The 14,358-nt window shown below is 57.3% G+C and carries 10 protein-coding genes and 4 pseudogenes; 6 read left to right on the top strand and 8 right to left on the bottom strand.

All coding sequences use genetic code 11. From position 1 onward, the window contains the following. Positions 1 to 944: acyl-CoA dehydrogenase C-terminal domain-containing protein (locus AC1RP7_RS25145; RefSeq protein WP_493184004.1), on the top strand; the 944-nt coding region annotated here is incomplete at its 5' end. Between the two features lie 636 nt (positions 945 to 1,580). Here AC1RP7_RS25145 and AC1RP7_RS25140 read toward each other — a convergent pair. After that, a complete protein-coding gene (locus AC1RP7_RS25140) occupies positions 1,581 to 3,134 on the bottom strand; it encodes an MltF family protein (protein WP_493181005.1) in 1,554 nt (517 codons plus the stop codon). Positions 3,135 to 3,478: 344 nt separating this feature from the next. On the opposite strand from AC1RP7_RS25140, the gene AC1RP7_RS25135 reads away from it, so the two are divergent. Continuing rightward, positions 3,479 to 4,702, top strand: coding sequence for a patatin-like phospholipase family protein (locus AC1RP7_RS25135; protein ID WP_224795386.1), 1,224 nt, complete (start codon positions 3,479 to 3,481; stop codon positions 4,700 to 4,702). A gap of 129 nt (positions 4,703 to 4,831) precedes the next feature. Continuing rightward, positions 4,832 to 5,083, top strand: a complete 252-nt coding sequence (locus tag AC1RP7_RS25130; protein WP_493181019.1) for a hypothetical protein — start codon at positions 4,832 to 4,834, stop codon at positions 5,081 to 5,083. Positions 5,084 to 5,115: 32 nt separating this feature from the next. Here the strand turns inward: AC1RP7_RS25130 and AC1RP7_RS25125 are convergent. Next, positions 5,116 to 5,295, bottom strand: a pseudogene (locus AC1RP7_RS25125) (nucleotidyltransferase family protein); the annotation flags it as partial. A gap of 364 nt (positions 5,296 to 5,659) precedes the next feature. On the opposite strand from AC1RP7_RS25125, the gene AC1RP7_RS25120 reads away from it, so the two are divergent. Continuing rightward, a complete protein-coding gene (locus AC1RP7_RS25120) occupies positions 5,660 to 6,319 on the top strand; it encodes a hypothetical protein (RefSeq protein ID WP_090456259.1) in 660 nt (219 codons plus the stop codon). Between the two features lie 198 nt (positions 6,320 to 6,517). On the opposite strand, the pseudogene AC1RP7_RS25115 reads toward AC1RP7_RS25120, so the two are convergent. Further along, positions 6,518 to 6,760: pseudogene (locus AC1RP7_RS25115) on the bottom strand (SDR family oxidoreductase); the annotation flags it as partial. Between the two features lie 51 nt (positions 6,761 to 6,811). Between AC1RP7_RS25115 and AC1RP7_RS25110 the strand changes: the two are divergent. After that, on the top strand, positions 6,812 to 8,188 hold the full coding sequence (locus tag AC1RP7_RS25110) for an NfeD family protein (RefSeq protein WP_493181004.1): 1,377 nt from the start codon (positions 6,812 to 6,814) through the stop codon (positions 8,186 to 8,188). Between the two features lie 45 nt (positions 8,189 to 8,233). Here AC1RP7_RS25110 and AC1RP7_RS25105 read toward each other — a convergent pair. Together AC1RP7_RS25105 and AC1RP7_RS25100 are read right to left on the bottom strand one after the other, a co-directional pair. Next, positions 8,234 to 8,401: pseudogene (locus AC1RP7_RS25105) on the bottom strand (IS30 family transposase); the annotation flags it as partial. A 1,358-nt stretch (positions 8,402 to 9,759) separates the two neighbouring features. Then, positions 9,760 to 10,191, bottom strand: a pseudogene (locus AC1RP7_RS25100) (tyrosine-type recombinase/integrase); the annotation flags it as partial. Positions 10,192 to 10,624: 433 nt separating this feature from the next. Here AC1RP7_RS25100 and AC1RP7_RS25095 point away from each other — a divergent pair. After that, a complete protein-coding gene (locus AC1RP7_RS25095; protein WP_102671513.1) occupies positions 10,625 to 10,828 on the top strand; it encodes a hypothetical protein in 204 nt (67 codons plus the stop codon). On the opposite strand, the gene AC1RP7_RS25090 is transcribed toward AC1RP7_RS25095, so the two are convergent. From AC1RP7_RS25090 to AC1RP7_RS25080, 3 genes are all read right to left on the bottom strand, one after another. After that, positions 10,821 to 11,102, bottom strand: a complete 282-nt coding sequence (locus AC1RP7_RS25090; RefSeq protein WP_493181003.1) for a hypothetical protein — start codon at positions 11,100 to 11,102, stop codon at positions 10,821 to 10,823. The genes AC1RP7_RS25095 and AC1RP7_RS25090 overlap by 8 nt on opposite strands. Beyond that, positions 11,092 to 11,469, bottom strand: coding sequence for a hypothetical protein (locus tag AC1RP7_RS25085; protein WP_218498177.1), 378 nt, complete (start codon positions 11,467 to 11,469; stop codon positions 11,092 to 11,094). Before AC1RP7_RS25085 ends, AC1RP7_RS25090 begins: the two co-directional genes overlap by 11 nt. Positions 11,470 to 12,279: 810 nt before the next feature. Next, a partial coding sequence (locus AC1RP7_RS25080) for a DUF5801 repeats-in-toxin domain-containing protein (protein ID WP_493184003.1) occupies positions 12,280 to 14,358 on the bottom strand: 2,079 nt, incomplete at its 5' end.

Genomic DNA, 14,358 nt, shown 5'->3' with positions numbered 1-14,358 from the left:
TCGGCGAGCCGAACAAAGGCCTGGCGGCGATGTTCACCATGATGAACTACGAGCGTCTGGGCGTTGGTATCCAGGGCTTGGCCACGGGCGAGCGCTCGTACCAGAACGCCGTGGAATACGCCCGCGACCGTCTGCAAAGCCGTTCGCCGACCGGCGCGCAGAACAAGGGCAAAGTGGCTGACCCCATCATCGTCCACCCGGACGTGCGGCGCATGCTGCTGACCATGAAAGCCTCGAACGAAGGGGGGCGTGCGTTCTCCACCTACGTGGCGATGCAACTGGACACCGCCAAGTTCAGCGAAGACGCCGCCACCCGCAAGCGCGCGGAAGACCTGGTGGCGTTGCTGACCCCCGTGGCCAAGGCGTTCCTGACCGACCTCGGCCTGGAAACCACCGTACACGGCCAGCAGATCTTCGGCGGCCACGGTTACATCCGTGAGTGGGGCCAGGAGCAACTGGTGCGTGACGTGCGCATCACCCAGATCTACGAAGGCACCAACGGCATCCAGGCGCTGGACCTGGTCGGGCGCAAGATCGTCGGCAGCGGCGGGGCGTTCTACAACCTGTTCGCCGACGAGATTCGTCACTTCACGGCGACTGCCAGCGCGGACCTCGCCGAGTTCACCAAGCCGCTGAACGACGCCGTGACCTCCCTCTATGAACTGACTGCGTGGTTGCTGGACCGGGCGAAGAGCAATCCGAACGAAATCGGCGCGGCGTCGGTCGAGTATCTGCAGGTGTTCGGCTACGTGGCCTACGCCTACATGTGGGCCCTGATGGCCAAGGCGGCTTTCGGCAAGGAAGCGCAGGACGATTTCTATGCCAGCAAACTGGGCACGGCGCGCTTCTACTTTGCCCGCCTGCTGCCGCGCATTCACTCGTTGAGCGCGTCGGTGAAGGCCGGCAGCGAATCGTTGTTCCTGCTGGATGCTGCGCAGTTCTGAAAATGTTCTCTATTCAAACTTGCCATCCGTGTCACCAACTTTCACAGGTGGTTAGTGATTAATGTTTGATTGACCGGTTGAATCCACAGCCAGTTGCTGCCTGTCGTCATCTGCAGCTTTGGGATGGCTTCAGACGGCAAGGGTTTACCCTGATTCGTGGGTTGAGGGACGGTAGAAACGAAAAGTCGTGTGAAGCGCTGGAGGTTGCAGAACATGGGGCCTGCAAAGCTATTCAAGAATCAACCACAATCGAGGATTAAATCTGTGGAAAAAGTCCATCGCAGAGCAAGACAGGAGCAGGATGCCCTACACGACCAAAAACGCCGTAGAGCGTGCCCCATAAGGCCTGGAGCCGAGAATCGAAATTAATCTTATAAGAGGATTTAAAGCGACGATGCGAGTGAACCCGAGACAGGGTCGAGCCTCAACGAGGGGGTATTTTATCGGCAAACCTAGTCTCTGTTAGGCGCACCCAAAACTACGTTTTGACCGTCAGCAATCGGCTGTGGATTCCGCGGAATAAAACACAGGCGATCTGCCTCTTATTGCCGCTCAATGCGGTCCACAGAAACGTGGGTGATACAGATATCCAGTTCGAAGCCTGTATCGAGCGCTTTTTTGGAGCACTTTGATAAGTCAAAGCGCCTCTTTACTCTGGTCTTTCAGCTTCTGCGTAGCCTCCTCTTTCTCCTTCTTAGCTTCCATGATCAATTGGTAGGCAATGTAGTACTTGTAGATATTGCTAACGTAGGTAACCGTCTCCGCACCGATCTTCTCGGCGGCAACATACTCAACGTTGTGAAACCAGACGTTCGGATCGAGTCCACGCAGGGCGGCTTCTTTGCGAAGTTTGGAAATCCTGCCCGCACCTGCATTGTAGGAAGCGAAGGCGAACAGGGCCTTGTCCAAGTTGGTCATGGGCTCCTTGCCATAGTACTGGTCAATCATCCAACGCATATACTTGATCCCGGCATTAATGTTTGGTTCGACTTCAGCAATGTTGCCGACGCCAAGTTCCTTGCCGGTGGCGGGCATGACCTGCATGACACCAATGGCGCCCACCTTGCTCTTGGCTGCCTGATTCAGTTGAGACTCCTGGTATCCCTGGGCGGCCATCAGTAACCAGTCCACAGAGTATTTGTCCCCGTACCGCTGGAAGTACTGAATCAATGCGATAAATTTCTTGCGTTCGGACTCGGCGGTGGAGGCCTTCACATATTTTTCGTTGATCAAATAACGGGTCAGAAGCATGTTCCCGGTGGTAGTCCCTTGGCCGTGGCGAGCAATGAAACCATTGACAGCGGCCTGGAGCTGCGGACTGCCCTTGCGGATCGCCCAGGCGATTTCGCCGCCGGTGCGTAAGGTGATCTCATCATGCACCGTGATATTCGGGAAGACCTTCTTCCAGAAAACCGCCTTGTGCTTATCCACGACGATGAGGGGAATCATGCCGGCGCTCAGCATCTCTATCAGGTCCTCATCCTCCAAAGCTTCCGGTGCCTCCTTGAGGATTACCGCAGGTTTGTTCTCGCTGGCGAAACGCTGATTGAGGGCTATCAGGCTCTCGTAATAACTGGAGGACTTGCGAACGAAGACTACCTGTCCCGCTAACTCGTCCACGTTGGCCACTGCGGGCGAGTCGGGACCGGATACCACTACCTCGCTGACGTTGCGATAAACAGGCGAGGAAAAATCGACTAGGTTCTTGCGCGCCTCGATCACAGTTAGGTTAGACGCCGCAATATCGCCCTTGCCGGCAATCAACGCCGGCAGCAGTTCATCCCGGGCGACAGGAATGAACACCACACGCACCTTCAGAGCCTTGTGTTTCAGTTTTTTATCCTTGGCCAGTTCCTTGTTCAGATCCTCCTCGAATACGCGAAAAGCGTCGTAAGTCAGACCGCGCTGGACACCCCTATCGACAAAATAGAAAGTTTTGCTGTAGACCGACAAGACGCGAATGACCCGTCGTTCGATCATCCCGTCGAGATCACCGGTCCACGGCTTCGCGATCTCGATCGAGATGGTGAGTTGCTCGCGTTGCGGTGAATGAGGGGACGACTTTGTCTCGACTGCGGCATAGATCTGGTCAGCGAAAAACGTGAGCGCCGCAACGGTGTAGATGATCGGAGCTAAGCGTGCAAAAAGACGACCTGAAAGGTGTATTACCAGATCGCGCGCGCCCAACATGGTCAGTGCTCCACAAGTTGTTTTCGCCTAACTTGTTCCAACTGCTCCGTCCCTAAGTTCAGCCGTGCCAAGATGACCAAGACCATTCATCCAGAAGAACACAGCAAAGTTTAGTTCAGGCATGACAGCCGTTCCATGCCTGGTTGCCGGATGCTTGATCTGGAGGTCGCGTCATAGCAGAACGATTCAGAGATGCTATCGTTCCAACAATCGCAAGCGATCAGAATGCATAGAGAGTGACTGATCGACGTCAAAAAACCGGTCGCTTCGAAGCAGCCGACACCTGTAGACGATCGTTGAATCGACGCCACGAGCAATCGGATCGAACACTTTTCGAGTGATGCATGACTATGAAAATCACCAGTCTGGTTGTCGCGCTGCTTGTACTGATACAAGGCTTACAAGGCTGCACCATGACGCCGCCTCGCCTACCCGCGGTGCCGTCCGAATTGACGGCGAGAGCGCAGATTCCGGGAATGACCGGGGTGCGTTATGTCGGTGGCGGAGACATGACAGAGCTGAACCGAGTTGCGCTAGAAGCGCTGCAGCGGGAACAGGCTTACCTCGTGAAGCTGGGGCACAAGGGCCCCATGCCGCCAGTGACATATCTGGCAATTTCGGGCGGTGGAGACAATGGCGCGTTCACCGCGGGGTTGTTGAATGGCTGGACGGTTACAGGAAAGCGCCCTGAATTCAAACTCGTTACTGGAATCAGCACGGGCGCACTGATTGCGCCTTTCGCCTTTCTCGGGCCGAAGTATGATGCAACGCTGAAGCGGGTCTATACCACTCTATCGCCCAAAGACGTCATTGCACCGCGCAGCTTTATCTCAGGCGTTTTGAGCGACGCAATGTCGGACAATGCGCCGCTGTTGAAGCTGACGCGCCAATCGGTGACCGAGGACATGCTCAAGGAGGTTGCCGCCGAGTACGCGAAGGGCCGCTTTCTGTTGGTCGCTACCGCAGACCTCGATGCGCGTCGCCCCATTATCTGGGACATGGGAAAAATCGCGACCTATGGTGGTCCTGAGGCATTGGACCTTTTCGTGAAAATCATGATCGCTTCCGCCTCTATTCCAGGAGGATTTCCGCCGATGATGATCGATGTGGAAGTCGACGGTAAACCCTATCAGGAAATGCACGTCGACGGCGGCATCATGGCGCAGGTATTCGCTTACCCGGCCGGGATCCGTATCAACGAGGAAGCTGCAAAAGCAGGAGTCACCCGCGAGCGTAAACTCTACGTGATACGCAACGCGCGACTCGATCCGGACTGGGCGCAGGTCGAGCGCAGTACGATGAGCATCGCTGGGCGCTCGATCGCCTCGTTGATCCACAGCCAGGGCATCGGCGACCTCTATCGGATCTACGCCACCACCCAGCGCGACGGTGTGGACTTCAATCTTGGGTTCATACCAGCGAGCTTCAACTTCCCCCACAAGGAAGAGTTCGACAACGAGTACATGCGCAAGCTCTACGCCACCGGTTATGACATGGCGCTGCAGAGTTTTCCGTGGCTCAAAGTTCCGCCCGGATTCGCTTCTCCGGGTACAACAACGGGAAAATAAGCTCGATTTCGTTGAGCAAAGGAGTGGAAATGTCTCCTAGCAAAAAAAACAAAGGTACGACAAAAACAGCGGAAGTCACGGAGGGCGCGCCGGTCTTTCATTGCTGATCTCTTTCACGGAGGAATGACGATTTCGAACGCTGACCTACTTCCTTCTCTGCTCTTCAAGATCAATCACAACTTACTAGCCCTCGAAGCCGCGATCATGGAGCTTACCCTTTGGGTCGAGCAGCGCGGCTCGGGTGAGATTGGAGGCAATGTGCATAATGCGTTGGCAACAATCAGCAAGAACGATTTAGCCAATCTGTTGCATCGACCGGTTGAATCCACAGCCACAAGCGGACGTTCGGAAATGGCGGCTAACGATCCGAAACGGGCATGAAACTTCGAAGATGAAACGTTTCTGCCTATCGGGAGAACCTTCAGATCCGGCCAGGTTGCGAGCCAGTTTTTTGAGCGCAGGCGGTTCAGATAGACCTGCCGTTTATCTGCTCGGAACTTCACCGTAGGTCGGACGACAAGGTTAAAGAGATCGTCTAGGCCGAGTGGTGCCGCGACCTCGACCACACCCTCTACTCCAAGCCGTACAGCTACCTTGAAACCTCAGGGTCAGGTCTTGTCTTTTGCGATCGCTATTATGCAAAAGGCAAGACCTGACCCCGCATTGCTTTGAGAAATACGAAAACCCCTGATTTCGAAAGAGATCGGGGGTTTTTGCTTTCTGGCTCCCCGGGGCCGTGTCGAAAAAGTGTCGAAGCCCCTAGAGCGCCCCAAGTGGATTGAGCCTTACCGCATCCTGCATCCAACGCCGGCTCGCCAAACTGCGAGCCGCGCACTCAAGCAATACATGAGGACGGAAGGTTGAACCGCGGCTGTGTGTCGGTAACCGGCGTCGTCTAGGCTCAATTTCTCGGTCACATTCCATCTTGGAGGCCGTTTTCCCGCAGGAGGACTGCACATGCACATCACGACTTTCACTCTCACCTTACCGACTGCCCTGTTGGCAATAGCCTGCAGTTTCGCCAGTCAGGCCCAGCAAACGGACATGACCTTCTTTGTCACTAGCCTCGGCATGGGCAAGGGCGCCGATCTAGGTGGTCTGAGCGGCGCCGATAGGCACTGCCAGACGCTGGCCTCCGCCGTCGGGGCGGGCCAGCACACCTGGCGTGCTTACCTCAGCACCAGTGCCGTCGGCAGTGCGGGGGCGGTCAATGCCCGTGATCGCATCGGCCAGGGCCCTTGGCAAAACGCCAAGGGGGTCGTCATCGCCCGCGACGTCGCGCAACTGCACGGCGACAACCAACTGACCAAGGAAATGGCCCTGGACGAACACGGGGCGCTGGTTAAGGGGCGCGGCGACACGCCGAACATGCACGACATCCTCACCGGCTCGCAGGCGGACGGAACTGCGTTCGCCGGTAGCGATGACCATACCTGCAGCAACTGGACCAGCAGCGGCGAAGGGACGGCCCAGGTCGGTCATCATGACCGAATAGGACTGCGTGACGATGCGGCGGCACGCTCGTGGAACTCCTCGCACCCCTCGCGTGGCTGCAGCAGCGAAGCCCTGGCCGGCTCGGGCGGGGCGGGGCTGCTGTACTGCTTTGCCGCAGAATGACGGGCGATGCCGCTGCGGGGTCGCAAGTTGCAAGCGGGCCAGGCCGAGTAGAGTGGCCGGGGTCGCCGCATTCCTAGGCACGGCGGATCAGTGCAGAAAGTCTGTGAAACCTCAGGGTCAGGTCTTGTCTTTTGCCATCGCTATTATGCAAAAGGCAAGACCTGACCCCGTATTGCTATCCTTGCACCAGACGGAGTATCCGCCATCGATGACGTATTCAGTACCAGTAATGGAGCTTGCAAGCGGCGAGACGAGGAATGTGATGAGATCGGCTACTTCCCTTGGTTTAGCGGGTCGTCCGATCGGGATGCATCCCAGTGAGCCCATTACGATTTGGCGGCCACCCTCATAATCGGTGCCGTTCTGCCTCGCAATCTCCTCTACAAAGGCGACTGATGCCTCCGTCTCCACTCATCCCGGTGAAACCCTGGCTGACTCAACTACGCTTTAAGTGAAAGTTGCAGGCTGCCGAACCGGCAACTGGGAGGGGCCGTGAACAGTCACTGGTGGTGCCGCCTGCTCTTGCTGATGATACTGGTCGGATTACCGACGGGTTCGGCGAAGGCTGCGGGCAGTGTCGTGGTCCTGACCGTCAACGATGCCATTGGTCCAGCCAATGCCGACTACGTGGTGCGCGGCCTGACGCGTGCGGTGACCGAGGGCGCACAGTTGGTGGTCATCAACCTCGACACTCCCGGTGGGCTGGACACTTCGATGCGCTTGATCATCAAGGCGATTCTGGCCAGCCCCCTGCCAGTGGCCAGTTTCGTCGCCCCCAGTGGCGCACGCGCGGCCAGCGCCGGCACCTATATCCTGTATGCCAGCCACATTGCCGCCATGACCCCGGGCACCAACCTGGGCGCCGCTTCGCCGGTGCAGATCGGCGGCCTGCCCGGAACCGCGCCCGAACCGCCGCGCCCACCTACCACCGACAAGAACTCCCCGCCCGAGCCGCTGGACACCCTGACTCGCAAACAGATCAACGATGCGGCGGCTTACATCCGTGGCCTTGCGCAATTGCGCGGACGCAATGCCGACTGGGCCGAACAAGCGGTACGCGAAGCGGCCAGCCTGTCTGCCGACGAAGCACTCAGACTCAAGGTGGTCGATTATGTGGCCAATGACGTGGCGGACCTGCTCAAGCAACTGGACGGCAAGAGCCTGAATGTCGCCGGTCAAACGCTGAAACTGAGCACCGCCGGGGCTACTCTCATCGAGCATGCGCCTGATTGGCGCACGCAACTGCTGGCGGTGATCACCAACCCCAGTGTGGCCTTGCTGCTGATCATGATCGGGGTCTATGGCCTGATGTTCGAATTCATGAACCCGGGGTCGGGCGTCGGTGGGGTACTCGGTGGCATCTGTCTGTTGCTGGGGCTGTATGCCCTGCAACTGTTGCCGGTGAATTACGCCGGGGTCGGGCTCATTCTGCTGGGGCTGGCCTTCATGATCGCCGAGGCGTTTCTACCGAGTTTCGGTGTAATCGGCTTCGGTGGGGTGGTTGCCTTTGTAGTCGGCGCAGTGATTTTGATGGACACCGATGTGCCGGGCTTCGGCATTCCGTTGACGCTGATCATCGGCATGGCACTGACTAGTGCCCTGTTGCTGATGACGCTGGTCGGCATGGCGCTTAAGGCCCGACGCCGCGCCCTGGTCAGCGGCGATGCGGGTCTGGTCGGCAGCCTGGCCACGGTGACGGGGCTGCTACCGGGCCTGCCGATGAGTGGCTGGGTGCAACTGCAGGGCGAAAAATGGCAAGTGCGGAGCAACTCGCCCCTGCGCCTGGGCCAACAGGTCCGGGTGGTGGCGCGCAAGGGCGTGCTGCTGGACGTCACTGTGCAGGATGAAACTCCACCGCTAGAAGATTAATCATGTTTGGCGAATTGGGTTTTGGCGCGCTGATAGCGCTGTTCCACGTGTTGGTGGTCTCGGCCTTCCGGTTTCCGCCAAGATGCGCTGTATCGATGAATGGTTCCGATCAAATAGTTGGGCGATGTGCTGGAGAGAGTCGCCTTTCTGCCAGTGATCCCACATCAGTTTTTTCTGGCTTTCGGTGTAATAGATCCGAGGTCTCTGCTTCATCTGCAACACTCCTTCTGCTTACACAGAATTTAGTTGTGTTGCATCGACCGGTTGAATCCACAGTCGATTTCTGCCCATCGTGACAGGCAGAAATCGGCCAGTCACGGACGCTGGATAATGCCTTCCTCGCACCCTGCGGCGCCAAGGGAGCCCTGAGGTATTTCCTGACAACAGCGCTCCAAAACACGCCGGGGACCCTTGCGATTTCCGAGGAATACGGGTGCGAAGACTCGCGCAAATTCGTTAGCGGCACCCCGCCAAAGTTAGTTAACTGGTTAACTCGGTTGGTTAACTGGGCTGAAAGCCTTACGGGCCGTGGCTTGTAGCTCGGTTAACTAAGCATTTTCGCTGGTTAACTCGGCGATCCTTCTATTCGCCTGAGAGGCAAGCGGGCCGTGGCTTTCAGGGCGGTTAACTAAGGAGTTAACCGGCTAAATTACTCGGTTAACTGGTTGATCTCTCGAGCTGGCCGGTTAAATCGGCGGAGAGGCAGGCGGGCATGGGCTTTCAGGGCAGTTAACTCAAGTGGCTACTTCGTCGATCGGGCAGTCTCTGTGCCCCAAAAAGCACTGGGGTACAGGTTCCCCCGCCAAAGGACCCGAAAACATTGGTTACTCCTACTGTTCCCCCTGTTCCCCCGTTTTTTAAAATCAGTCACACATTGGATGACAGACAATCGCACGGTGCGCACCTGTTCGATTTGCTGGCGCGGTTTGCACGATATCGTCCAACGCGCTCCGATTTGAAATCAGGACAACCTGTGCCGGATCACTGCGCTTGCCTCCGTTTTAAACGGAGGCAGTGCGCGCACCTGGATAAACTCTAGCTGACATGAACGGCACGCCTGGAAGCACCTTTTTCCTCAGTCGTGCCCTTGTGCCCTCAGTTGTGCCCAGCCTTGGGCATGGGCACGACTGCATAAAAAGGGCACGACTAGCGGAATGATGGCACCAATAGGAGAGGGCGAAGATCAGTCGAAACTACTCTCCGGGTGACAAAAGTCGTTGTGGTGAGCCAGAGATAATTAACGCTACTTTGCGTCTGCTGAATAGAGAACGCACAAACCGAAAGCGCGGCTGAAAATTGCATGCCGGTAGAGTCAGATTAATTGATAGGGGTGTCGTTTGAAGAAACGACACCCCTTGCGATCAAGCTGCGTGAGACGTGGGCATAATTTTTTTTGGGGGCAGATTTGGGGGCAAGCAAATCATCCAAACCAACAGAACCCTTTATTCGTGCGGCGTTCAGGCAGGGGTTCTATTCCGGCTTCGGGCACCATATAAATCAAGGGTTTGCGAGCGAAAGCTGGGCAAGCCCTTGTTCGTTTCTGGTCCGCAATTATTGGATTGGTCCGCAATTCACTTGGTTGGTGAGACTTTTTTCCCTTTCCTGTTGCGGATGTACTGCTCGGTCATTACAACGGTCGTATGCCCAAGTTGATCCTTGGCCTGCAAAATGTCACCGCTTGATTCGGCCTTGTCCGTGCCGGCTTTAGCGCGCAGGTCGCGCATCTGGAACTCGGACTTTGCTACCCCGTCTGCTTCCCTGGCCAAGTCAAATCTTCCTCGTAACATCGCCACCGACATTGGTGTGCCATCCTCTGTAACGATCAGCCACGTAGAGCGGACCTTATGTTCTGACTTTCGGGACATGATCCGATCAATCAAAATCTTCAGCTCACCAGTGATTTCAATCCGCCGCTTGGCGTTTGTCTTGCCCTGCAGCACCCATATCTGCCCTTCGCGGACGTCTCGCCTATCCATCAATCGAGTGTCAGTCACCCGTTGGCCTGGATGTTCCTGAGCGTCTCCATACCACGCTTTGCGGCAGAAAGTGGGTGAGTGGAGGTGGTAGTTCGTCCTGTGTCGTATGTCGCGAGAGCGCCGAGAAAGCTTTTCCGATGACCAATTTTGATGATCTCCGAACGGTGGCTACTACTCAGTCAATCGGCAGTTGATTGAGGAGATAACGGTAGCAAGACAGATCTTTCACACCGAGCGCACCCAACAATGCTTGTTGATCCATTCTTGGTCGGGCCAAGTGCCTGCGACTAAGCGTGTCGACACTACAAAGCATCGATTGATTGTGGAGAGCACGCGAAAAGGGGTAGGGTGGCTCAAGCGCCGTACTCCGTGACCGGATGCGACAGGGGGTAGTGGCAATTTGGTTGTGGGTGAGCGATTAATCTTTCAGGCCGGCATGGGGTCGGTTTAAGGAGATGCAGTGGTTAGTGATCGCGAAATTGCACTGGAACAAGCGCTTGTAGCAATTATTGGAGCGGCCGTCGCCAGCGGGCTTGATGTAAAAAGCCTGATGGACAACGCGACAGCCGGCTTACTTGGAAATGCTTCATACCGCTGGGCTGAACATCCGCATGTGTTAAACGCCATTAAAGTGATGAATGATGCATATGATCAAGTCAAGTAATTGAGACTGCGCCAGCGCAGTAGCTAGACCGCCAGATTTCGACACCGGTCTTGGCGAACCCTACTAGCTTTCGCGACCACTTTTCAGAAACTACGATTTCAGGTCGCGACATGTTGGCGAAGCAGGCAGACTGATCGGCAGGTGCTTTGGCCAGATTGATGAGGAGCGTGGACACCGTCTCCTGCCACTCCTCGAAGTCGTGGCGCTCGCCCTGCACGTGGTTGTTGATAAGCGCTTCCAGAGTTTCTTGTCGGATGGTTTTTTTATGACTCATCCCACCGGAACGCGGCGATCTTTTCCATCCCAATAAAGACCAAGTTCATCGTCGAATGATAGCCGCAGCTGATGCTTTCCAGCAGCATGACGGTCAGGTAGGCCGCTATGAAATCGACTTCATTCTGCTGATCTCTGGCTTCGTTCATTTGCGAAATGATGGGAATCATGTAATTGACTTTTCCCTCAACCGACAACGCCATAAACCCAGGTAGTCCGCCTATGTCGTTTTCCAGGGCCCGTTGATACTTCCGCAACCTGTGAGACGTCATCAGCTTGATAGTGGTACTAAGGGGTTTGAGACGGAGCGAGAGTCCCTCGAGGTCTAGTTCAAGCGCTAGTTGCCGCTCGGGTTTGAAAAACAGCATGCCGAACTTCCTTTCTGATTAGCGCGTTCACTCTTAAGCCGCAAAATGTATGCACTGGTGCACCAGCGGTTGGGGGCTTCGTTGCCATCAGCGGCGCAGTTTTCAACCAGCAGCGCCTTGTCTGTACCGGGCAATTGAACATAGCCCCCGTTACTCGTAATGCGCGGGCTACCTTTTTGCTGCGGCCCGCGCTTCAGCGTTTTGCACCGCTCCTTGAATGTAGTCAAAGCCCATCGATCACCGGCAAGGCTTGCAGCGGATCCCGATCAACCCCTGAACTGTCTCCCATACTCAAGCATGATCCATGCCCGTTCGTTGTTCACGGCGGCCACCCACTGCGCCGCTTCCTCGGCTCTGATCTCCCCGGCCAGGCATTCGTTTCTTGCACCAGATGCCGCGCCTTGGCGTATTTGGGGGCGGAGGAGGGATTTTTGGCCTGGCGCGCGCCGTCGTCCCTCTCGCCACGCCTGCGGTCTAAATGTGTCGTTTTTTCTGCATACCTGCACCCGTCTAAAACAGGCCCAGGTTGGGGGCTGTGTACGCGAATGTGGGGCGGAAAAAGCCTGCAGATCGATGGGTCAACATGAAAAGCCTGAAGCACTTAGGGGGAGGGTGCAGGCAGAGGTCCATCTTCTGTTTGTGCGTGCAAACACACAAACGGACCCCAATATGCACGCAGCGGCGTTCTTTAAGCCTTGTGCTACTCGCCAGTTCACAGCGGCAGCGATCATGGGGATCTCGTATTGGACTGCAAAAAGAATGCGAGGGTGGTTTCCTAGGCCACCCTCGCATCCGTTCACGCGCAAAGCTTCAAGCACTGCCAAAAAAGACGTCGGTATTCAGAACATCAACCCCGACCAAGGTGATGGTCGTTGTCTGTCCGCCCGTCTCGGTAACCGTCACGATGCTATCGGCACCGGTGTTGTCGATCGATTGGACAGCGGCGTTCGGGTCGCCGTTGAGCACCAGCCTGTCCCGCACGTCCGGGCCCGCATCGAAGCCGCTGACCTGGTACAGGTTCTCATTGACTGACAGATCGATGTTGAACGCATCCTGCTCACCGCCCGTGCCAACCAGCGTGAAGTCGAAGGGTGCGTTGGCCGGTTCGTTGGCGAACAGGTTGGCGTCAAAGGTACTCGTCGCCGAGTCCCCGTCCTTGTCCGTCAGCGTCGCGCTGAACGCCAGCTGGACATCGCTGGCCAGACTCTCGCTCTCCTGAATGAACTGGATCACCGGGATCTTGATATCGCCCCGGCCCATCGTCAGCTGAACCGCGTCGATCAGTGTCGTACCCGCCTTCTCGACGAGGAAGGACACCTGCCCGCCAGCCTCCGGCGTCAGGGTGTTCACCTCGATGCGGTCCGAAAACGTGCCATCCGCGTAGTAGATCCGGTAGTACAGGTCCTCGGTCGCGGTGTTGTAACCCGCTACGGAGTTGTCGATGAAGACCTTCATTGCCGTCAGCAGGCTCTCTGGGTTGATGACGAAACTTTCATCGGCGTCGCTGATTGCCGCCAGGTTATCGCCCTGGAACACGTTGTTGGCGACGCCGATGCCGGCCGTGCTGACGTTCATGGCCCTCGGGTCGATGTACCCCGGCAGGGGGTTGGTCTGTAGCGCCGCTTCGGTGGGGTCGGGTGCTCCGAGCCCGATGCCGGTCAGGATGTCCGTGGTCGACGCCAGCGCCTTCGCGGAAAAGAACACGATCTCCTCGGATGCCGAAGGAATAGCCGGGTTACTCGTCTGCGGAATCAACAATGTGCGCACCGGATCCGGGCCACCGGCAGCGAGCGAGCCGTCGGCACTGCTGAGCACGATCGTCGAACGGAAGCCTTGCACCAGATCCAGTGCATAGCGACCATCGGCATAGGCGGTCAACGTGTAGTCGACGGTGGTATTCGCCGTTGCGGCGTTGTTGTCGAAATCACCGGTCAAGGTTCCCGCGAACTGGTACGCGCCATTGGCATCCGGTGACAGCGCCAGCTCGCTGAGCGTGCCGGTCCCGGTCGTGGTCGTGTTGTCTGGCCTGACGAGAGTGAACTGGTTATTGACCAAAGAGATATCCAGACCGGCCGCCCCCAGCCCGTCGGCTCCCGTCGCCATATTCCAGAACCCGGATTGCGCAAGGACGCTACCGGTCCCGATCAGGTTGCCGAAACTGAGTGCCGGCCCGTCGTCCTTGAACACCAGGTTCTGCCCGATGTTCAGCGTCGCCTGGGCGCTGTCGCCGTCCCCGTCGGTCTTGGTCGCCGTCAGCGTCACCAGGTTGTCCGAGGTCAACGATTTCGAATCATCGGGATTGCTTGGGTCGGAATGCACCACGGCGCGGAGCTGGTCCAGCGTGACGCTGCCATTGGCGGCTACGCTGACCGTGAACACCAGCAAATTACTCGTGGCCGTGCGGCCTTCCACCACGGTGCCATTGAGCGACAGGTTCACCGCCTGGTTCGAGGCCGTGTCCGTCAATCCGGAAGCCCCGGCCACCACGCCCAGCGCATAGCTCAGGGTGCCAGCCCCATCGGCGCCAAACGCCGAGGTGAAGTTGGCGGCGAAGCTCTGGGTATCATTGGTCGCCAGTACCGTCTCGTCCACTGTCAGCGTTGGCTCCGTGCCGGTGGTGGTGATGGTCGCCCCGTCGTCCTTGAACACCAGGTTCTGCCCGATGTTCAGCGTCGCCTGGGCGCTGTCGCCCTCCTTGTCGGTAATGGTCGCGGTCAGCGTCACCAGGTTGTCCGAGGTCAAACTCGTCGAGTCATCGGGATTGGTGGCGTCGGGATGCACCACGGCGCGGAGCTGGTCGAGGGTGACATCACCGTTGGCAGCCACGCTGGCCGTGAACACCAGCAGGCTGGTGGTGGCCGTGCGGCCTTCGACCACGGTGCCGTTGAG

Source organism: Pseudomonas sp. GW822-FHT01E03 (genome assembly GCF_058802985.1).
The sequence above is the reverse complement of the archived record's forward strand: the minus strand, read 5'-3'. Positions and strand labels throughout refer to the sequence as shown.